This window comes from Mariniflexile litorale, assembly GCF_031128465.2.
Taxonomy (GTDB): Bacteria; Bacteroidota; Bacteroidia; order Flavobacteriales; family Flavobacteriaceae; genus Mariniflexile; species Mariniflexile litorale.
In genome coordinates, this window is the sequence record NZ_CP155618.1 from 863,821 (window position 1) to 882,548 (window position 18,728).

Annotated in this window: 20 protein-coding genes; 5 read left to right on the forward strand and 15 right to left on the reverse strand. The window is 32.4% G+C overall.

The genetic code is table 11. From position 1 onward, the window contains the following. Positions 1-218: 218 nt before the first annotated feature. Positions 219-1,547 (forward strand): signal recognition particle protein, encoded by a 1,329-nt coding sequence (ffh, locus tag QLS71_RS03415; protein WP_308990513.1) that lies wholly within the window; start codon positions 219-221, stop codon positions 1,545-1,547. A 75-nt stretch (positions 1,548-1,622) separates the two neighbouring features. Next, positions 1,623-2,498, forward strand: a complete 876-nt coding sequence (locus QLS71_RS03420; protein WP_308990514.1) for a tetrahydrofolate dehydrogenase/cyclohydrolase catalytic domain-containing protein — start codon at positions 1,623-1,625, stop codon at positions 2,496-2,498. A 45-nt stretch (positions 2,499-2,543) separates the two neighbouring features. Here QLS71_RS03420 and QLS71_RS03425 read toward each other — a convergent pair whose 3' ends face one another. From QLS71_RS03425 to QLS71_RS03460, 8 genes are all read right to left on the reverse strand, one after another. Further along, the gene (locus tag QLS71_RS03425) at positions 2,544-2,735 is read right to left on the reverse strand and encodes a hypothetical protein (RefSeq protein ID WP_308990515.1); all 192 of its coding nucleotides are present in this window, start codon (positions 2,733-2,735) and stop codon (positions 2,544-2,546) included. Between the two features lie 120 nt (positions 2,736-2,855). Beyond that, on the reverse strand, positions 2,856-3,611 hold the full coding sequence (locus tag QLS71_RS03430; protein WP_308990516.1) for a pseudouridine synthase: 756 nt from the start codon (positions 3,609-3,611) through the stop codon (positions 2,856-2,858). Between the two features lie 102 nt (positions 3,612-3,713). Further along, a complete protein-coding gene (locus QLS71_RS03435; RefSeq protein WP_348636604.1) occupies positions 3,714-4,523 on the reverse strand; it encodes an alpha/beta fold hydrolase in 810 nt (269 codons plus the stop codon). Positions 4,524-4,538: 15 nt separating this feature from the next. Beyond that, on the reverse strand, positions 4,539-4,907 hold the full coding sequence (locus QLS71_RS03440; RefSeq protein ID WP_308990518.1) for a cupin domain-containing protein: 369 nt from the start codon (positions 4,905-4,907) through the stop codon (positions 4,539-4,541). A gap of 28 nt (positions 4,908-4,935) precedes the next feature. After that, positions 4,936-5,907 (reverse strand): YitT family protein, encoded by a 972-nt coding sequence (locus tag QLS71_RS03445; protein ID WP_308990519.1) that lies wholly within the window; start codon positions 5,905-5,907, stop codon positions 4,936-4,938. Between the two features lie 33 nt (positions 5,908-5,940). Further along, on the reverse strand, positions 5,941-7,482 hold the full coding sequence (locus QLS71_RS03450) for a helicase HerA-like domain-containing protein (RefSeq protein WP_308990520.1): 1,542 nt from the start codon (positions 7,480-7,482) through the stop codon (positions 5,941-5,943). 121 nt (positions 7,483-7,603) lie between these two features. Then, positions 7,604-8,248 (reverse strand): hypothetical protein, encoded by a 645-nt coding sequence (locus tag QLS71_RS03455; RefSeq protein ID WP_348636605.1) that lies wholly within the window; start codon positions 8,246-8,248, stop codon positions 7,604-7,606. A gap of 106 nt (positions 8,249-8,354) precedes the next feature. After that, entirely contained in the window at positions 8,355-9,131 is a 777-nt protein-coding gene (locus QLS71_RS03460; protein WP_308990522.1) for a hypothetical protein, read from the reverse strand. A 169-nt stretch (positions 9,132-9,300) separates the two neighbouring features. Between QLS71_RS03460 and QLS71_RS03465 the strand changes: the two genes are divergently transcribed. After that, the gene (locus QLS71_RS03465; RefSeq protein ID WP_308990523.1) at positions 9,301-9,930 is read left to right on the forward strand and encodes a 7-carboxy-7-deazaguanine synthase QueE; all 630 of its coding nucleotides are present in this window, start codon (positions 9,301-9,303) and stop codon (positions 9,928-9,930) included. A 223-nt stretch (positions 9,931-10,153) separates the two neighbouring features. Here the strand turns inward: QLS71_RS03465 and QLS71_RS03470 are convergent, their stop codons facing one another. The 6 genes from QLS71_RS03470 to trkA all read right to left on the reverse strand — a co-directional run bounded on the left by QLS71_RS03470 (position 10,154) and on the right by trkA (position 16,164). Continuing rightward, positions 10,154-10,696 carry a DUF2911 domain-containing protein gene (locus QLS71_RS03470; RefSeq protein ID WP_308990524.1) on the reverse strand — a complete coding sequence of 181 codons (543 nt, stop codon included), beginning with the start codon at positions 10,694-10,696 and terminating at the stop codon, positions 10,154-10,156. A 209-nt stretch (positions 10,697-10,905) separates the two neighbouring features. Next, on the reverse strand, positions 10,906-11,220 hold the full coding sequence (locus QLS71_RS03475; RefSeq protein ID WP_308990525.1) for a hypothetical protein: 315 nt from the start codon (positions 11,218-11,220) through the stop codon (positions 10,906-10,908). A gap of 295 nt (positions 11,221-11,515) precedes the next feature. Then, positions 11,516-11,902, reverse strand: a complete 387-nt coding sequence (locus QLS71_RS03480) for a DUF3995 domain-containing protein (protein WP_308990526.1) — start codon at positions 11,900-11,902, stop codon at positions 11,516-11,518. A 457-nt stretch (positions 11,903-12,359) separates the two neighbouring features. After that, a complete protein-coding gene (locus QLS71_RS03485; protein WP_308990527.1) occupies positions 12,360-13,226 on the reverse strand; it encodes an AraC family transcriptional regulator in 867 nt (288 codons plus the stop codon). Positions 13,227-13,296: 70 nt separating this feature from the next. Then, on the reverse strand, positions 13,297-14,790 hold the full coding sequence (locus tag QLS71_RS03490) for a potassium transporter TrkG (protein WP_308990528.1): 1,494 nt from the start codon (positions 14,788-14,790) through the stop codon (positions 13,297-13,299). A gap of 24 nt (positions 14,791-14,814) precedes the next feature. Then, positions 14,815-16,164 (reverse strand): Trk system potassium transporter TrkA, encoded by a 1,350-nt coding sequence (gene trkA / locus QLS71_RS03495; RefSeq protein WP_308990529.1) that lies wholly within the window; start codon positions 16,162-16,164, stop codon positions 14,815-14,817. A 199-nt stretch (positions 16,165-16,363) separates the two neighbouring features. On the opposite strand from trkA, the gene ubiE reads away from it, so the two are divergent. Both ubiE and QLS71_RS03505 read left to right on the forward strand, forming a co-directional pair. Then, entirely contained in the window at positions 16,364-17,089 is a 726-nt protein-coding gene (gene ubiE, locus QLS71_RS03500) for a bifunctional demethylmenaquinone methyltransferase/2-methoxy-6-polyprenyl-1,4-benzoquinol methylase UbiE (RefSeq protein WP_308990530.1), read from the forward strand. Between the two features lie 4 nt (positions 17,090-17,093). Continuing rightward, positions 17,094-17,822 (forward strand): porin family protein, encoded by a 729-nt coding sequence (locus QLS71_RS03505; protein ID WP_308990531.1) that lies wholly within the window; start codon positions 17,094-17,096, stop codon positions 17,820-17,822. A 43-nt stretch (positions 17,823-17,865) separates the two neighbouring features. On the opposite strand, the gene QLS71_RS03510 is transcribed toward QLS71_RS03505, so the two are convergent. Next, positions 17,866-18,585 carry an RNA methyltransferase gene (locus QLS71_RS03510; RefSeq protein WP_308990532.1) on the reverse strand — a complete coding sequence of 240 codons (720 nt, stop codon included), beginning with the start codon at positions 18,583-18,585 and terminating at the stop codon, positions 17,866-17,868. Positions 18,586-18,728 lie beyond the last annotated feature (143 nt).

The following is an 18,728-nucleotide window of genomic DNA, read 5'->3' on the forward strand; positions in this document are numbered from 1 at the left end:
TTAACCCTGAGTTTTTAAGTTAGATACTTTTCGCCTCTATCCTTATAAATCTTCACTCATACCCTGCAGTGGTCTTTGCACTACTATCCTTAGCTCAGAAAGAGGGTTTTCTTAAAAAAGTAAAACGCCCTTAAGCAAGTGTCTTTTTTATAAAATTCAAGGTCAATAATACGCTTCAAATCATTAACTTTGCAATTCTTAAAATTTCAATAAAAATTATGTTTAATAATTTAAGCGATAAATTAGATAAAGCCTTTCATGTACTTAAAGGGCACGGAAGTATTACCGAAGTAAATGTAGCCGAAACTTTAAAAGAAGTACGTCGTGCTTTATTAGATGCCGATGTTAACTTTAAAATAGCAAAAGACTTTACCGTAAGAGTTAAAGACAAAGCTCTTGGTCAAAACGTTTTAACAACATTACAACCAGGACAATTAATGGTTAAAATTGTTAAAGACGAACTAACCGAACTTATGGGTGGCGATGCTGAAGGTATTAACCTTTCGGGTAACCCGAGTGTTATTTTAATGTCTGGTTTACAAGGTTCTGGTAAAACAACCTTTTCGGGGAAGTTAGCAAATTACCTTAAAACTAAAAAATCAAAAAAGCCTTTATTAGTTGCATGTGATGTTTACAGACCAGCAGCGATAGATCAGTTACATGTAGTTGGAGACCAAATAGGTGTTGAGGTATTTAGTGATAGAGGCAACACTGATCCTGTAGCTATTTCAAAAGCAGGTATCGCACATGCGAAAGCCAATGGTTATAACGTCGTTATTATAGATACGGCAGGTCGTTTGGCTGTTGATGAGGTGATGATGTCCGAAATATCGAATATTCATAAAGCCATTCAACCACAAGAAACCCTTTTTGTGGTAGATTCTATGACAGGGCAAGATGCTGTAAATACAGCAAAAGCCTTTAATGATGTCTTGAATTTTGATGGTGTTATTCTTACTAAATTAGATGGAGATACCCGTGGTGGAGCTGCAATTTCTATTAAATCGGTTGTAAACAAACCTATTAAGTTTATTGGTACAGGTGAGAAAATGGAAGCTATTGATGTGTTCTATCCGTCACGTATGGCAGACCGTATTTTGGGTATGGGAGATGTTGTTTCGTTGGTAGAACGTGCCCAAGAGCAATTTGATGAAGAAGAAGCACGTAAACTCCAAAAGAAAATAGCCAAAAACCAATTTGGGTTCGACGATTTCTTAAAACAAATTCAGCAGATTAAAAAAATGGGGAACATGAAAGACCTTATGGGTATGATTCCTGGCGCTGGAAAAATGTTAAAAAACATAGATATTGATGATGATGCTTTTAAAGGCATTGAAGCCATCATACATTCTATGACACCAAAAGAACGAAGCAATCCATCGGTTATAAATGCGAGTAGAAAACAACGTATAGGTAAAGGTTCTGGTACTTCGGTACAAGCGGTAAACCAATTGCTAAAACAATTTGATCAAATGAGTAAAATGATGAAAACGATGCAAGGTGGTGGTGGCAAAAAAATGATGCAGATGATGAAAGGAATGCGTTAACTTAGTGTGTAGTTGATGTTTTAAATGAAAAAAAATCATATTCGTAAATTCGTAACGAATAAATAAAATAACAAAATGACTATTTTAGACGGTAAAAAAGTAAGTAACGATATTAAAGATGAAATTGCAGTACATGTAACTGCCATGATTTCTAATGGAGAGAAAGTACCTCATCTTGCAGCAATTCTTGTTGGAACCGATGGTGCAAGTATGACTTATGTAAACGCCAAAGTAAAAGCGTGCGAAAAAATAGGCTTCAAATCAACTTTAATAGACTTACCCGATTATACGTCAGAAGAAGAATTATTATCTAAAATAAATGAACTCAATACCAACGATGCAATTGATGGGTTCATAGTTCAATTACCTCTACCAAAACATATAGATGAGCAAAAGGTTTTAATGGCAGTCCATCCCGATAAAGATGTAGATGGATTTCATCCAACTAACGTTGGAAAAATGGCTTTAGATTTGCCTACTTTTTTACCTGCAACACCCTATGGAATTCTTGAATTATTAGAACGCTACCAAGTTGAAACATCAGGCAAGAATGTCGTGGTGATGGGAAGAAGTCATATAGTGGGACGCCCTATGAGTATCTTAATGAGTCAAAAGCGAAAAGCAGGCGATGCTACTGTAACAGTGGTTCATAGCCGTTCAAAAAACTTAACAGAAATAACAAAAAAAGCGGATATCATTGTTGCCGCTATTGGTATTTCAGAATTTTTAACTGGAGATATGGTTAAAGATGATGTTGTGATTATCGACGTGGGTATTACCCGGGTTCCAGATGCAACCAAAGCCAACGGATACAGACTTGCAGGCGATGTGCATTTTGAAAGTGTAAGCAAAAAAGCTAGTTATATTACACCCGTTCCTGGTGGTGTTGGTCCTATGACCATTGCTATGTTATTAAAAAACACATTATTAGCTCGTGAACGATGTGGTTAAAAAATGATATAAAAGTTTTATCTTTTTCATTTAAAATGAAGCTTTCTACTCATTAATTATTGGTTCGTCTTTTCTGTATTTAAGCATAGAAACGCCTGCGATAAAGAAAATACTACCTAAAATAGTTAATGCCCACGGGCTAAGTGCTACTAAGTTGTTTCCAAAAACTCCTAAAACACCTATTATTAAGGATATCATGCCTCCAATAGTCAAAATGAGTGCTAATATTCGTATCATAATTTCAAAATTTATTTTGAAGCCAAATTACAACTAAAGACAACCAAGATTATTACAAAATTAACTGAGAGTGTTTTAAAATTCCCATATTAATAAGGAGTTTGTTTTGGTATTTATAAATTACTTCCGACGCACTTTTTTGGCATTATATACTTTATTTGAATCACTAAGCAGCCTATTTAATTCTATAAATTCTTCTTTCGTTAGCTCTCGATATTCACCAAGTGGCATATCGAGTTTAATATTCATGATGCGTACACGTTTCAGAGTTTCAACCTCATAAGTTAAGTACTCGCACATTCTACGGATTTGTCGGTTTAATCCTTGAGTTAAAATAATTCTAAACTCATAAGTATTTATCTTTTCAACCAGACATTTTTTAGTAACCTTATCCAATTCTTCTAAAGGAATCCCACTAGACATGCGTTCTATAAAGGTTTGAGAAATTGGTTTATCAACTTTAACAATATATTCTTTTTCGTGATTGTTACTAGCACGAAGAATTTTATTTACAATATCTCCATCATCAGTTAAAAGAATCAAACCTTCACTAGGCTTATCTAATCGTCCAATTGGAAAAATACGTTTTGGGTAATTTATAAAATCGATGATATTATCTTTTTCTACACTGGTATCGGTAGTACAAACAATTCCAACAGGTTTGTTAAAAGCAAGATAAACAAAGGATACATTTGAATTAATAATTTCTTTTCCATCCACATGAACCACATCATGAGCTGCTAATTTGGTGCCCATTTCAGGGATCGAACCGTTTATGGTTACTCTACCAGCTTCAATAAGTTTATCGGCTTCCCTGCGTGAACAATAACCCACTTCACTTAAAAATTTATTAATACGCTTCAATTCTGTTTCCATTTGAATAAAAAATCAAAAACCATTTAAAATCAATCAAGATATATATAATAGTTTTGTTGCTAAATGCCCATTATGGACTCCAGGTTCAAAAGTACAACAAATCTATGCGTTTAAAAACTCCAAAATATGGTTGTAAACTTGTTGGCTTTTTAAACCATGACCAAGACCTACCGTTTTTATAAGTTTAGAATCATGGTAATGTCGAGAAATATCTAAAGCATCTCTATAGGATATAATTCTATCTTTTTTATCGTGAATAATGAGTCCTTTTGCTTGAATATCTTTGAGGAAATTTTTAGCAGAAAAATAATCTGGCTCATGATCATAATGTTTTAAATAATATTGATTCATGGCATCTGAAACGCGTTTACTATACCCCATCATGAGTCTATAATTATTAATAATACCAGCAAAGTTTGAAGGCGCCCCTAACGACACGAGCTTTTTAATAGGAGAATGGTAATTATGTAATGAAATAGCTGAAGCTGTAGCACCGACAGAATGCCCTATAATGGCATCAATTTCAAAATGAGATGCCACAGCATGAATACACTCGGAATATATAAAAACATTGAATATTTTATTCCCAGAGTTACCGTGTGCAGGTGCGTCTATGGCTATAATATTATAATCTTTGGATTGCAACATTTCGATGAGGTCTTTCCATCTAAACGCATTACTTTCCCAACCGTGTACTAACAAAATAGTTTCTTTATTGCCCCTCCAATGATAGGTTGCAATGGGTATATTTTGATAAAAAACAGTTTCTTTTGTAGCTGTATTTAAAAAAGGAGCTTCATTCTCTTTAATTTTTCCTTTTTTTGGTTTTGAAAATAAAAAGACAGCTAAATGTGCTGCATAATTTGGAGAAAAGTAGCTAATGAAGTTTATAAAACCTCCAATAATTTTCATAAGATACGCTTTCATCTAATCCTCTCTATTTACTAAATTCATAGAAAAAGCAGGCATGCAAATAGCAAGATATTCGCATACTTCAGTAAACGGATTGGAATATTGAACACGGGTATTCTTTAAAATTTTAATAGATTGACCAGCTTCCAAAACAATAGTTTCATCTTCTATTACAAACTGTTTTCTACCTCTAATTATAAATGTGTATTCGTCGAATTCAGGAGTTTGAAAAGGTTCACTCCAGCCAGCGGGTGCTTTCATGTGGGCAATACTAATATTAGAGTTACCATTGGTTGCAACTCCAAAATGCTCTTTTATTATTTTTCCATCGGTTGTTGGGACAACAAAGGGATTGTTTTGTATAATGTATTTTTTTTGTGACATTATTTCATTTTTTTCTACCGTCTAAAGCCTATTTCAAAGGTTTCTTCTTAATCATTCCACCTTTTAAATCTTTAACAATACCCATAATAATAAAGGCATTTTTGTCAATTTTGTCAATTTCTGTCTGTAATTTGGCAAGTTCTAAACGGGTAACAACAGTGTAAATAATATCTTTATCATAACTATCTCCACTTTTTCCAAAACCACCTTTGCCAGCATAAATCGTGCAGGCTCTCTGCAATTTTTCGGTAACCATGATACGTAAATCTTCATGCTTATTAGAAATGATGGTAACACCCACATATTCTTCAACACCATCTACTACAAAATCGACTGTTTTTGCTGCTGCTAGATAAGTTAAAATAGCATAAAGTGCTGTTTCAATAGATAGAATATACGCACCAACAGAAAATATGAATATATTGATTAATAACAAGACATCCCCAATGGTTAACGATAATTTTCTGCTTAAAAATATGGCTAAAACTTCGGTGCCATCGATAACACTTCCACCTCGCATAGACATACCAATTCCTAAGCCTAAAAAGAAACCACCAAAAACAGAAATTAATAATTTATCTTCTGTAACGGTTGGATATTCCACAAAATGCACGACGAAAGCTAAAAGTGCAATGGCAGCCATACTTCTAATCGCAAATTTAATACTAAAGGTTTTAGACGCTAATATTAAGAACGGTAGGTTTACAATAATTAAAAAGTAACTTAAATCTAAAGAAGTTACGTTTTGGAGTAACAGCGAAATGCCTGTAGCTCCTCCATCAATAAAACGGTTTGGCAGCAAAAAACCTTTCAAACCAAATCCTGCAGAAAACACACCTATTATAATAAAAACATATTCTTTAATAGCATGAGATATTTCAACCTGAAACCGTCTAACTAAAGGAACTATTTGTTTTTTGCTTACTTCTTGATTTTTTTGTTTAGATTGAATTCGTTTTCGGGCGAGATCAACCAATAGTTTTGATAAGAATGGATTCATTAATTATTCCAGTTTTTAAAAGTTATAATCAACTTATTTCTTCATCACTTTAGTTAAAATACCAAAAACGCTACGAATAAAAGTGGCACTGGTAAGTACTTTAATAATAGGATTCATTGCTGTACTTTTTCTTCTAGAAGTTGTAGAACGTTGTTTTGATTGGGCTTTTTCAAGAGCTTCTTTTTCTAATCTAGCTTTTTCTTTTGCTTCTTCTGCTTCAGATTGCTCTATTTTTTTATTAAGTAGTTCGTAAGCACTTTCTCGGTCTATAGTTTCATTGTATTTCTTGACTAATTTCGATTTTGAATTCAAGGTTTTTAATTCCTCATCAGATAAGATATCCATTCTACTCATGGGCGCCCGCATCATGGTAGCTGCGAGAGGCGTTGGGCGTCCTTTTTCATCAAGAGCGGAAACCAACGCTTCTCCTGTTCCAAGCGATGTTAATACTTCAACCGTATTATAATATTCGGAATCGGGATAATTTTGTGCAGTTAATTTTATAGCTTTTCTATCTTTAGCAGTAAAGGCTCTAAGAGCATGTTGAATTTTTAAACCTAACTGACTCAACACAGCTTCGGGTACATCGGTTGGATTTTGAGTTACAAAATACAAACCAACACCTTTACTACGGATTAATTTAACGATGCTTTCAATTTGATTAAGTAAAGCCTTGGAAGCTTCATTAAAAATTAAATGTGCTTCGTCTATAAAAATCACTAATTCAGGTCGGTCGCTGTCTCCTTGTTCTGGGAATGTGGAATATATTTCGGCAAGCAAACTCAACATAAATGTTGAGAATAACTTGGGTCGATCTTGAATATCGGTTAATCTTAAAATATTAATATAACCTCTTCCGCTATTGTCTACACGTAATAAATCATCTACGTCAAACGAGGTTTCTCCAAAAAACAAATCGGCACCTTGTTGTTCTAATTCTACTATTTTGCGTAAAATAGCACCTGTGGAAGCGGTTGAAATACGTCCATAGGCCTCATCAAATTCTGCTTTACCTTCTTGAGTAGCGTATTGTAATATTTTTTTGAAATCTTTTAAATCGAGAATAGGAAGTTTGTTATCGTCACAATATTGAAAAATAACAGCTACAACACCCGATTGTGCATCCGATAAGTCTAAAATTCTGGATAGTAAAACTGGACCAAATTCGCTAACAGTTGCTCTAAGACGTACTCCATCTTGTTCAGATAATGTTAAAATTTCAACAGGAAAACTTTTGGCTTCAAACGGCAAGCCAATTTGAGCATGGCGTTCATCAATTTTGGGATGTCCAGGACTAGCATGTGCAATACCACTTAAATCCCCTTTAATATCCATGAGCAATACAGGAATTCCTTTGTCGCTTAAATTCTCAGCCAGCACCTGTAACGATTTTGTTTTTCCTGTACCTGTGGCACCAGCTATTAAACCATGACGATTGAGTGTTTTTAAAGGAATATTCACTAAAGCATTGGGTATGGTTTCACCACTTAGCATGGCAGCACCAACAGATATAAATTCACCTTTACAAACATTCCCTTCGGTGATATAATTAAAAAAAGCCTCCTTCTTATCCATGAATATTAATTTTGCATAAAAATACACGAAAAAAAAAGAAGAAAAAAATATGCTTTTAACTTAAATAACCTAAGCCTAATCTAAAATAACCGGTATTAAGTAATCTTTTTTATGTAAAAAATTAATTTAATTTTGTTATCCCTATGTTGGCAAATGCTGCATTTAAAGTACTGCCATTATTGTTTACTACATATTGTAATTTTACGACATCATTAGTATGGATAGGATAGATTATATTACCACTGGCACCCCAATAATCTGTACTCGGCAAACTGGTATGACCTCTGGTTAAGTAGCCAACAAGACTACCGTTTACATAAAGTGCTATAATGTATTTTTTAGTTCCACTAGGCATATTACTTACAGATAGTGAAGCGCTAAATAGGTAATTTCCTGTTTCTTTAATTGTTATTGTACCATTAGCAGTAACATTATAAACATCAGGATTTGTTATTAATATATTAGAAGGACCAATTGGGTAATCGAAATACGTGTCATTTGTTGTGGAAATGGCATTGTTTGCTCCACCAAAACTTCTGTTTATAACTAGAGTACTATTGTCAAGGTTTGACCATATACCATTTTTAAATATATAGTAAGAGTTTCTAGTTGTGTTATAAACCATAGCACCATCAAGAGGTGTTGGTATTGATAGCATTTGGGTAGCTGTCATTCTTGGAGGAACAAGCGCCCCTGTTGTACTATCTATTTGCAGTATAGAGCCATCATCTGGATTGGTGGTACCAATACCAACTTGAGCTGACATACAAAAATGAGAAAGTAATATTGTTAAAAGTGTAAGTTTTATATTCATGAGAGAGACATCAATTTACATTATTATATTTAATCCTGAGGTAAGTTTAATTCTAGAATTATCTAAAAGCTTCATAAACTACAACAATGTTTTCAGTGTGATTGACTACATTAATAGTAAATCCATTGGTGTCAAAGCTGGAGAGAGAAGCTACGGTTAATCCTAAAGAAGTTCCATTTTGGTTGCAATAACGAATTCCAATGCAATTGTTATCGGATGCATACCTAGAAATATTATTAATTGAATTTCCACTTCCTCCGATAAAAATAACCTGTTGATTTATAACATTGCTGTAATTTGTAGCAAATCCAGACATGGTGCCAAATGTGTTTTGTAAGGTGTTATTATTGTTTCCAACCCCGTTATCAGCATTTAAATTATAGGTTTCAATATTGGCATGAGCTGTAAATTTTATTTGACTAGGTTTAAATGGTAACCCAGAAACGATTTGATTGCCTGTACCTGTAATAATTAATTTTCCCATGTAGGTCGTTGTTGACAAATAGACCCCTGAGTCTGTTCCTGTAGACAAAATATTACCAGAATCGGTACTTACAAGAGGGGTTGAACTTAAAGATGACCAAATAGGTGTAGAAGGAATACCAGAATTATATTCAAACTTATTTGCATTTACATTGAAAATTAGTAATCCTTTGGATGGAGAGCTAATACCGTTTCTTTGTATCGTTGTTAAGCGAGGTAACAAAACTCCTTGGTTAGTTGATTCAATATCCAAGATAGAGCAACTGCTGGGTGTGGTTGTACCTATGCCAACCTGCGAAAAAGTATAATAATGACATAATACCATCATTATAAGGGTTAATTTTTTTTTCATAGAGAGAGAGAACAATTTACATTTATCGACCAAATGTATAAAAAAAAAGTTTAAAAGCAAAATTATTCGACAAAATGCACATTTATTATATTCTTGCCGATTGTCAATAGTTTTTAAAATGAACCGAATTTCTTTAAATAAATGTACCTTTGTGGTTTAATTTTTTAAAATGAATAAAGAGCTATTAAGCTTAGTTAATAAAGGTGAAATGTTACCATTAATGGAAGAGTTCTACACCATACAAGGTGAAGGCTTTCATAAAGGAACTGCTGCCTATTTTGTTAGAATAGGTGGTTGTGATGTGGGGTGTCATTGGTGCGATGTAAAAGAAAGTTGGAATGCTAATTTACATCCACCTACAGCTATTTCAAAAATTGTTGAAAATGCAAAAAAATACAGTAATACCATAGTGGTTACAGGTGGTGAGCCTTTAACTTGGAATATGACACCGCTTACTACACAATTAAAAGCAGAAGGATTACAAATACATATTGAAACCTCTGGAGCTTATAAATTAACAGGCGTTTGGGATTGGATTTGTTTATCTCCCAAAAAAATGAAACTTCCTACTAAAGAAGTTTATGCAAAAGCTCATGAACTTAAGGTAATTATATATAATAAAGACGATTTTCGCTTTGCGGAAGAACAAGCAGCCAAAGTAAATGAAGAATGTATTTTGTATTTACAACCAGAGTGGAGCAAACGCGATAAAGTAATTCCAGAAATTGTAGATTATGTGATGACAAACCCAAAATGGAAAGTATCACTACAAACACATAAATATTTAAATATTCCTTAAATTAGTAACTAATTAATTATTATGGAAAAATTATTAAGGATTATTGGAGCCGCTTGGGGCGCAAAAAAAATAGGAGGAGGCAAATGTGGCTGTTTCGGAACCATCTTTGTTTTCTTAATTTTATATTGGCTTTTGGGTTACGTATTTAAAGTTTTATAAATAAAATAAAAAAGCATGGTTTTAACGTTAAAACCATGCTTTTTTATTTAAACAGTAAACTAATTTATTTTGTAAAAGGAACAACAACTCTAATAGTTCCCCAGCCTAGATGCATTTTTATGGTATTTCCATCTTCGGTAAAAGCAATTGAAAAGGCATCAAGTGCATCTCCTGATGTAACAGGAACGTTCAAACGTGCTACATCATTTGCTTCCTTATAAAAATAAGAACCCCAAACGTTTAAATCTTTACTAACAATCGCTGTCCATTCTTTATCACCTGGAATCACATAAAAAGTATAAGTACCTGTTTTTATAGTTTTACTTCCTAATTTCATGTCTCTGTATAGTGTTAACTCCGCAGCTTCATTAGCACCTGTACGCCATACTTCACCGTTTTTAGCCAAATCACTAACTTCTCGTCCATTTAATTGTGGTCTACTATAAACAATCTTAATAAGTTTATTGGCATCTTTATAGCTTGTTGGAAATGAAGCCGCATCCATTGGACTTTTATCTAACTTAGCAAAATCCTGTGCATTGATGTTAGTCGAAACTAATAAAGTTAGCACAAAACTAATCATGGTAATAAAGGTTGATTTTTTCATTGGAATTGTGTTTTTAAATTTCCACGAAAGTGAAAATTGAGTATTGTTTTAGTTATATGGTTAAATATAAGTCTAAAAAATCTTAAAGTTTTTATAAAACTCGGTAAGGAATGTTAAAGTTTGCAATTAGAGAATCAAAATACAGATAAATAAAATGTATAATTTTTCATAAACATTTTAAGTTTATAATTGTCTTTTTACTGATTCTCTTATACTTGATTATATTCTAATAAGACACTCATAAACAATGCATTAAATGCATCACTTGAATACGGATTTTGACTTGTTACTAAATATCTATCTTTAATTGAAAAGTTAGGTTTTGGAAATACGCTTTTATATTTCAAACCTAATTTTCTTAATTTTTTTGCTATTTTTCTATTTTCGGGTTTACCTTTCATAATAAAATTTTCAATGAAGGCTGTAAAGTATACCATTTCTTTTTTGAAGGGAATAATATTTGGTAGCATCAAAGTCATACCATTTGTAAATATAAAATAACCTAATGCTGTAAATAATAACATTACGGACATTCCAATACGAGCAGAAAAGGCAACGTTATATTTACCCTATATAAGTTTTAAAGTTAATAGTGTTACTGTAAATGTAACAAGTAGCACAATAAGTGGTTTCCTCTTTTTTTTTGACAAATGTCAGAAGATGAATTTATCTAAACAATGAACCTAAGTTAAGAAATTCGTTTTCAAATTCGGCTTAATGCTTGATTCATTCTAAATTTTACGGGATTTTGTTATTACGAGAAGCTCATATAATAACAGTTGGATCTTTATTTATAAGATTTTATGCACCCTAAGTTTTTTATTCCATAAGTTGAATTATTATTCCCAATATTCCGATTATTAAACATAGAGGAGAAAAGAGTTCTGTATCCAGTTTTCCGAAATCAGTTTTTTTTATACTTTTAAAAAAACCAACATATTTAAATTCTCCTATTGCTCGTAAAAGAAATATTATTGGAATTATCCAACTTCCGTATTTCATAATCCATTCAGGTGAATTATAATCAATAAACCCAGATTTAAGAAGATAAAAAATTCCGAATGCTATAAGTCCAATTCCAACTATAGCACTGTCAATTTTTTTTGGATTCAATACTCTTTCTCCATTTTCTTTGGTTGGTAACGATTCCGAAAATCCAAATTCACCTCCCATTAACCAATTGAAATGAATGATTCCAAGTACCATTAGAATCAAGCTTAGTAAAATTGATAAAATCATAACTTAAGTTGTTTGCTTTCAAATTAGTACTATTCTGAATAGTAACATATTTACTCATATTTCTCGCACAAACCGGAATACTGTAAGCCTTTAGTTGCTATTGTTCTGTAAATATAATTAATTTTTCCTACATAAAAACAAAAAAAAGCCCGAGAGAAACTCATCGGCTTTTCTTACGAATGTCTGTTCATATAAGATGATTAAAAATCACTTCTCTCTAAAAACAAATCATTATGAGTATCACTCATAGATTCTGTCATGGTCAATGGTAATTCTTACAACTCTGTTAAATACAATAAGTTTTTCTGCTTTGATAATACCATCTAAATCACAGCTTAAACCAACCTAAATCTTATTTAGTCTTAATCCTTGAATTAATTAGCTATTCGTTGACTTTATAGATATTATCATAAAATTATATAATTCAAAAATTCTTGAATTTTTCTAAATATTGTGAAGGTGTTAAATCCATAATGCTTTTAAACTGCCTGTTAAAATTTGATATATTATTAAAACCAGACTCGTAACAAACACGAGAAACATTGTATTTATTTGTAATTAATAATTTACATGCATATCCAATTCTCAACTCATTCAAATACTTCGAAAATGTTTTGTTATGCATTTTTTTAAAAAAACGACTAAAAGCAGAAGCATTCATATTAGCTATATCTGCTACAGCATTTAAAGAAATAGGCTGTGCAAAATTCTTAAAAAGATATTCATAAATTTTATCTAGTTTTTTATTTTCTGTCTGTTGAAAAGTGTTTAAAAAACCAGCACTAGACAATAATTTATAGTCTTTATGTTTTGCTAACTCATGTAGTATTTTAAGTAAAGCTAGTATCTTTTCAAAACCCTCAAGAAGTAATATTTTTTTTATTCTTTTAGTTAATTTAGTATTTACATTTTTAAATTTGATACCATAACAAGATTTCTTGAAAAGTTTAAGTAGGTGAAACATTTCTGGAGTTTCAAAAAACGGAACACCTAAAAAGTCATTTTTAAAATGTATTGCAATGGCTTTGGTTTTAAGTAACGTATTTTTCTCAAAAAAAATTTCATCATTTAACCACATATGAGGCAAATTTTCACCTATTAAAACAAGATCACCATCCTCAAATTTCTCAATGCCATCACCGACAAAAAGAGTTCCTAAACTTTTTATAACAAAAATCAATTCTAATTCTGGATGGTAATGCCATGTTTTTATAAAATGAGGTTCATGGTGCATTTTCACAGAAAAAGAACTGCTATTGATAGTACTTCGATCTAATAAATGGAGTTTCATTAAATTTTTATTTCATATTATGGATATGTAGTACTTATGATAAAATACTAGACTATTTATCACAACTAAACTACCTATTCCGCCAGAAGAATGGGGTGAATAAAATAAGTACCGTAAATAATTCTAATCGTCCTATAAGCATTAAAAATGATGACCACCATTGTGCCAAAGGTGGTAACGCGGCATAGTTATTTACTGGTCCAAAATCACCAAGTGCAGGCCCTACATTACCTAAACTGGAAGCGGACAAACCTATGGCCGATTCAAAATCTATATTGAACATAGAAAACACCAAAGCTCCTACAATAAACGATAGCATATACAGTATAAAAAATGCCAACACGTTAAATACAATAAACCTATTTATGGCTTTATTATTATATCTTACTGGCACGATAGCATTCGGGTGAAGGGTTCGTTTAAACTCAAGAAACCCATTTTTAATAAGTATTAAGTGACGTACTACTTTTACTCCCCCCGCTGTACTACCAGCAGAGCCACCAAGAAACATGAGTCCAAAAAAGAAAACCACCAAAAAAGGCGTCCATAAGGTATAATCTGCACTTATAAAACCCGTAGTTGTAATAACAGATAATACTTGAAACAGAGCATGCCTAAAAACACTTTCGCCTTTACCCCAAACCATAGGGTGGTTTATGGTCGATTTTGACATATCTGCCTGAAAATAAATAACAAGTGCTGCTATAATGGTAAAAACAACCACAAACTTAAAGTAGAGTTTAAACTCCTCATCTTTAATTATTTTTTGAACTTTTCCTTTAAATGCAAAATAACTTAATACAAAGTTTGAACCTGCCAAAAACATAAATAGTATGATTATGTATTGGATAATTGGCTGATTATTCCAATAAGCTACACTTGCATTTTTTGTTGAAAACCCACCTGTAGATAAAGTTGCCATAGAGTGGTTTATGGCATCGAAAAAAGACATACCTGCCCATTTAAGCAACAAAGTTTCAGCTGCAGTGTATCCAAAATAAATAAGCCACAAACGTTTGGCTGTATCTGTAATTCTAGGGTGTAGTTTATCGCCACTAGGTCCTGGAGCTTCGGCAGCAAAAAGCTGCATCCCTCCTATACCCAATAATGGTAAAATAGCAATGGCGAGTACAATAATACCCATACCCCCTATCCAATGCGTAGTACTTCGCCAAAACAAGATGCCTTCTGGCATTACTTCTATATCATTTAAAATAGATGCACCCGTGGTCGTATACCCAGACATGGTTTCAAAAAACGCATTCGTAAAATTCGGGATACTATCTGTTAACACATACGGCAACGTTCCAGACAAAGACATAACAACCCAACCAAAAGCCACTACAATGTAACCTTCACGTTTGTTTATTTCTTTTTTATGCTTTGTGGTAAGAAGCATGGTTACCATACCAACTATGATAGTAAAAAGACCTGCAAAAAATATTTGCAATGTAACACCATCATTATAAATATAACTTACAAGCGATGACAATAGCATAAAACCACCGTTAAACACGAGTAATAACCCCAAAAAATGAAAAATGATTTTATAGTTAAGTTTCAATAGCTAATTAAATTTATTTAGTTTTTAAAGAAATAATTTTTCCACTCTTTTTATAGATTTAAGTAAACAGCATACCACCACACGATCGCCTTCTTGAATTTTAAAATCACCTAAAGCAATCATACCAACACCATCTCTTATCACACCACCAATAATAGCAGACCTAGGAAAATCAATCGATTTAATTGTTTTATTACATACTGCCGATGTACCATTTACTTGAAACTCCAATAATTCTGCATTTAAATTATTAAGTTTGGTCATGGCAACAACTTCACCGCGACGTATATATCTAAAAATATTATTGGCCGCTAACAACTTTTTATTTACGAGAGTATCAATTCCTATAGAATGCGAGAGTTCAAAATAATCCATATTTTCAACTAAAGCAATGGTTTTTTTTATACCTTTAGATTTAGCCACCAAACAAGACATAATATTAGTTTCCGAATTTGCATCAACGGCAATAAAGGCATCCATGTCTCTAATATTTTCTTCTTCTAGCAAATCCACATTACGTCCGTCGCTATTAATAACCAAAACCTTTGATAGAACTTCTGCAAGTTCGAATGCTCTATCTCTATTACCCTCTAACAGTTTTACATTAAACCCTTTTTCACTTAAATCTCTAGCGGTTTTAAACCCTATTTGACTTCCACCTAAAATCATTACGTTTTTTAAGGCTTTGTTTGGTTTTCCCGTAAGCCTGCAAAGTTCATCACCACCACCTTCCGATGTTATAAACACCACATTATCACCACGTTTAAACTTCGTATCTCCACGAGGAATAATGGTATATTGGGTACCAAACCGCTGGATAGCAATGGGTACAAAATGTAATTCCGGGAAAATTTGGGCAGCTTCTTTAACCGTTTTCCCAACAAATGATGCCGATCTAGACAATGTTAACCCAGCCATAGTAAGTGCTCCATTTTCAAACTCGTAATTTTCATTAAAGGACGACTGTTTTAATGATAACTCAATTTCTGATGCTGCTAAGGCTTCGGGTGAAATTAACTCATCAATTCCAAACTTTGTAAACCCTACTTCTTCTTTATGGTGTATAAATTCGGTATTGGAAATTCTAGCAATGGTTTTTTTAGCTCCCAATTGCTTTGCTAGCACACATATGGTAATGTTAGTCGTTTCACTTGATGTTACAGCTATAAACAAATCGCACGTGTTAACACGCGATTCTTTCAAAATAGCAATAGACGTAGCGTCTCCTCTTATAACTCGAATATCTAAATGAGTATCGGCATGGGCTAAACTTACCTTGTTGGGGTCTATTAAAGTAATTTCTTGAGATTCGTAAGATAATAACTTAGCCAAATGAAATCCTACTTCACCAGCCCCTGCAATAATTATTTTCATCTATTAATATTCGTTTTTTAATACCTTTAAAAGGTCCTGCAATATACTATAATTTACACTTTTTTCATTAAAATAGGGATTACCTAGCGTATTAATCGTGTTGAAAAGCTAAAAATCATTCCAGTATTTCTGTATTTAGATTTTAATTGATATTTTAAAGTAGAAATAAATTATGTAGGTTTGCTAAAAAAACAGAGCATTGTCGAAAATTAAGCCTTACAAAAACAGCGATTTAGGGAAAAAAGAACAAGTAACTAAAATGTTTGATACTATTTCTGGAGATTACGACGGATTAAACCGTGTTATTTCTTTTGGAATTGATATTAAATGGCGCAAAAAAGTAGTTAAATTAGTTAGAGAAAGCAACCCAAATACTATTTTAGATATTGCCACTGGAACGGGCGATTTAGCTATTAATTTAGCAGAAACAAACGCTACTAAAATTGTGGGCTTGGATATAAGCAGTGGCATGCTTGAAATTGGTAAAGAAAAAATAAAAAAGAAAGCATTAGACACTAAAATAGAGATGATTTTAGGCGATAGTGAAAACATGCCTTTTGAAGACAACAGTTTTGATGCTATTACCGTAGCTTTTGGTGTACGTAACTTTGAAACTTTGGAAAATGGACTCAAAGAAATCTACAGAGTATTAAAACCTAACGGAGTGTTTGTTATTTTAGAAACCTCAATACCTACAAAATTTCCTTACTTGCAAGGTTATAAATTTTACACCAAAAATATTTTACCTTTAATAGGTAAGCTATTTTCTAAAGACAGAAGTGCTTATAAATATTTATGTGAATCGGCGTCTCTTTTTCCTTATGGTGAAGCTTTAAACAATATTTTGCGTAAAATTGGGTTTATTAATGTTGAAGATTTTCCGCAAACTTTTGGTGTTGCGACAATTTATAAATCGTCAAAATAAATCTATGAAGTATTTTACTGCATTCATCACATGTTTACTTATTAGTCAAATCTCTAACGCGCAGTTATTTAGGAAAGAAAAGGTAACCTATGATGCAAATCAAGGAAGCGGCTCTACCGATAATGACTTATTACGCTGGGGGTATTTTTTAGGAATAAATAATTACGATTTCAACTTTGATTATAATGAAGATTTACGCGATATTTATGTGAAACGAAGCCCAGGCTTTAGTGTTGGTTTAATAGGAAATTTACGCATCAACGAATTTTTAGATTTACGCTTAGAACCTGGTTTATTAATTACAACAAGAGAATTGTATTATAGCCAAACCTATTTTCAGGGCACAACAGTTACCCCATCCGATTTAATTCGGGAAGTAAAATCTACATATATACACTTACCTTTATTATTAAAAATTTCAACCAAACGTGTCAATAATTTTAAACCCTTTATTGTGGGTGGTTTTTCAACAGCATTAAACTTATCAAGTAATGAAGAAAACCCAAACGACAACTCAAATGGGCAATTTAGAACTACCAAAAACAATATATTTTACGAACTAGGCTTTGGTATCGACTTTTACTTATACAACTTCAAATTTACACCATCTATTCGAGGGCTTTTTGGAATTAATGATGAGCTTGTACGTGATGAAGATCCAAATAGTCCTTGGACTAGCAATGTAAATAGCATGAAAAGTAGAGGCGTTTTTGTAAATTTCACGTTTCAATAAATGGTTTTTGCTAAGCTGTTTTTAAACTATTCGACTCAACAACTCACTTCCTTCTAAATTCACTCAATAAAATAGCGGTGGCGGTAGCTACATTTAAACTTTCAGTGGCTTGTAAATCGCCAAATCTTGGAATGGATATTTTATCTGTAATAATAGCCTCCACTTCTTTTGATATGCCATTAGCTTCATTACCCATAACCAAAACACCATTTTCAGGTAATGGTTCCGTGTAAACATTTTCTCCATCCATAAAAGCTCCATAGATTGGTAAATTAATAGACTTTAAAAATTCAGCCAAATCAACATAATTAACAGCCACTCTTGTGATAGAACCCATAGTAGCTTGAATAACTTTTGGATTAAAACAGTCTACCGTTTCGTTACTACACACCAAATTCTTTACACCAAACCAGTCACACAATCTTATAATAGTTCCTAAATTACCTGGATCTCTAACCGCATCAATAGCTACAATAAGTCCAGTAAATTCTATAGGTTTTGGCAAAGGTATTTTAAAAATAGCTAATGCCGTATTAGGTGTTGTTAAAAAGCTAATACGCTTTAAATCGGTTTCAGTAATTAAAACTTCATCTTTGGCATCAATATTGAATGATTCTGTCGTATATAACGCATGAAGTTCTAAACGAGATCGCAACAGTTCTTTTATTGTTTTAACACCTTCAACAACAAAAAAACCATGCTGCTGTCTATATTTTTTTTGCTTTAAACTCGTTATTAATTTTATCTGGCTTTTAGAGAGCATGACGATTTATTAATTAATATGATTTTTTTATAAAGAAATGAAAATACCATGGATTCAAACTCAAATTATTTAAATATTATTTTCAATGAAAATAACGTATTTTTGAGTCCGCAAAGGTCTCGTTTTTTTAACCAAATAATGTA

What these genes read in the sequence shown, in the direction of transcription:
- QLS71_RS03485 (WP_308990527.1), bottom strand. Translation starts at nt 13,226, where the DNA reads ATGAAACTCCATTTATTAGATCGAAGTACTATCAATAGCAGTTCTTTT.
- trkA (WP_308990529.1), bottom strand. Translation starts at nt 16,164, where the DNA reads ATGAAAATAATTATTGCAGGGGCTGGTGAAGTAGGATTTCATTTGGCT.
- QLS71_RS03445 (WP_308990519.1), bottom strand. Translation starts at nt 5,907, where the DNA reads ATGAATCCATTCTTATCAAAACTATTGGTTGATCTCGCCCGAAAACGA.
- QLS71_RS03465 (WP_308990523.1), top strand. Translation starts at nt 9,301, where the DNA reads ATGAATAAAGAGCTATTAAGCTTAGTTAATAAAGGTGAAATGTTACCA.
- ffh (WP_308990513.1), top strand. Translation starts at nt 219, where the DNA reads ATGTTTAATAATTTAAGCGATAAATTAGATAAAGCCTTTCATGTACTT.
- QLS71_RS03450 (WP_308990520.1), bottom strand. Translation starts at nt 7,482, where the DNA reads ATGGATAAGAAGGAGGCTTTTTTTAATTATATCACCGAAGGGAATGTT.
- QLS71_RS03480 (WP_308990526.1), bottom strand. Translation starts at nt 11,902, where the DNA reads ATGGTACTTGGAATCATTCATTTCAATTGGTTAATGGGAGGTGAATTT.
- QLS71_RS03435 (WP_348636604.1), bottom strand. Translation starts at nt 4,523, where the DNA reads ATGAAAATTATTGGAGGTTTTATAAACTTCATTAGCTACTTTTCTCCA.
- QLS71_RS03455 (WP_348636605.1), bottom strand. Translation starts at nt 8,248, where the DNA reads ATGTCAGCTCAAGTTGGTATTGGTACCACCAATCCAGATGATGGCTCT.
- QLS71_RS03440 (WP_308990518.1), bottom strand. Translation starts at nt 4,907, where the DNA reads ATGTCACAAAAAAAATACATTATACAAAACAATCCCTTTGTTGTCCCA.
- QLS71_RS03510 (WP_308990532.1), bottom strand. Translation starts at nt 18,585, where the DNA reads ATGCTCTCTAAAAGCCAGATAAAATTAATAACGAGTTTAAAGCAAAAA.
- QLS71_RS03460 (WP_308990522.1), bottom strand. Translation starts at nt 9,131, where the DNA reads ATGAAAAAAAAATTAACCCTTATAATGATGGTATTATGTCATTATTAT.
- QLS71_RS03430 (WP_308990516.1), bottom strand. Translation starts at nt 3,611, where the DNA reads ATGGAAACAGAATTGAAGCGTATTAATAAATTTTTAAGTGAAGTGGGT.
- QLS71_RS03475 (WP_308990525.1), bottom strand. Translation starts at nt 11,220, where the DNA reads ATGTTATTATTTACAGCATTAGGTTATTTTATATTTACAAATGGTATG.
- QLS71_RS03470 (WP_308990524.1), bottom strand. Translation starts at nt 10,696, where the DNA reads ATGAAAAAATCAACCTTTATTACCATGATTAGTTTTGTGCTAACTTTA.
- QLS71_RS03505 (WP_308990531.1), top strand. Translation starts at nt 17,094, where the DNA reads ATGAAGTATTTTACTGCATTCATCACATGTTTACTTATTAGTCAAATC.
- QLS71_RS03420 (WP_308990514.1), top strand. Translation starts at nt 1,623, where the DNA reads ATGACTATTTTAGACGGTAAAAAAGTAAGTAACGATATTAAAGATGAA.
- QLS71_RS03425 (WP_308990515.1), bottom strand. Translation starts at nt 2,735, where the DNA reads ATGATACGAATATTAGCACTCATTTTGACTATTGGAGGCATGATATCC.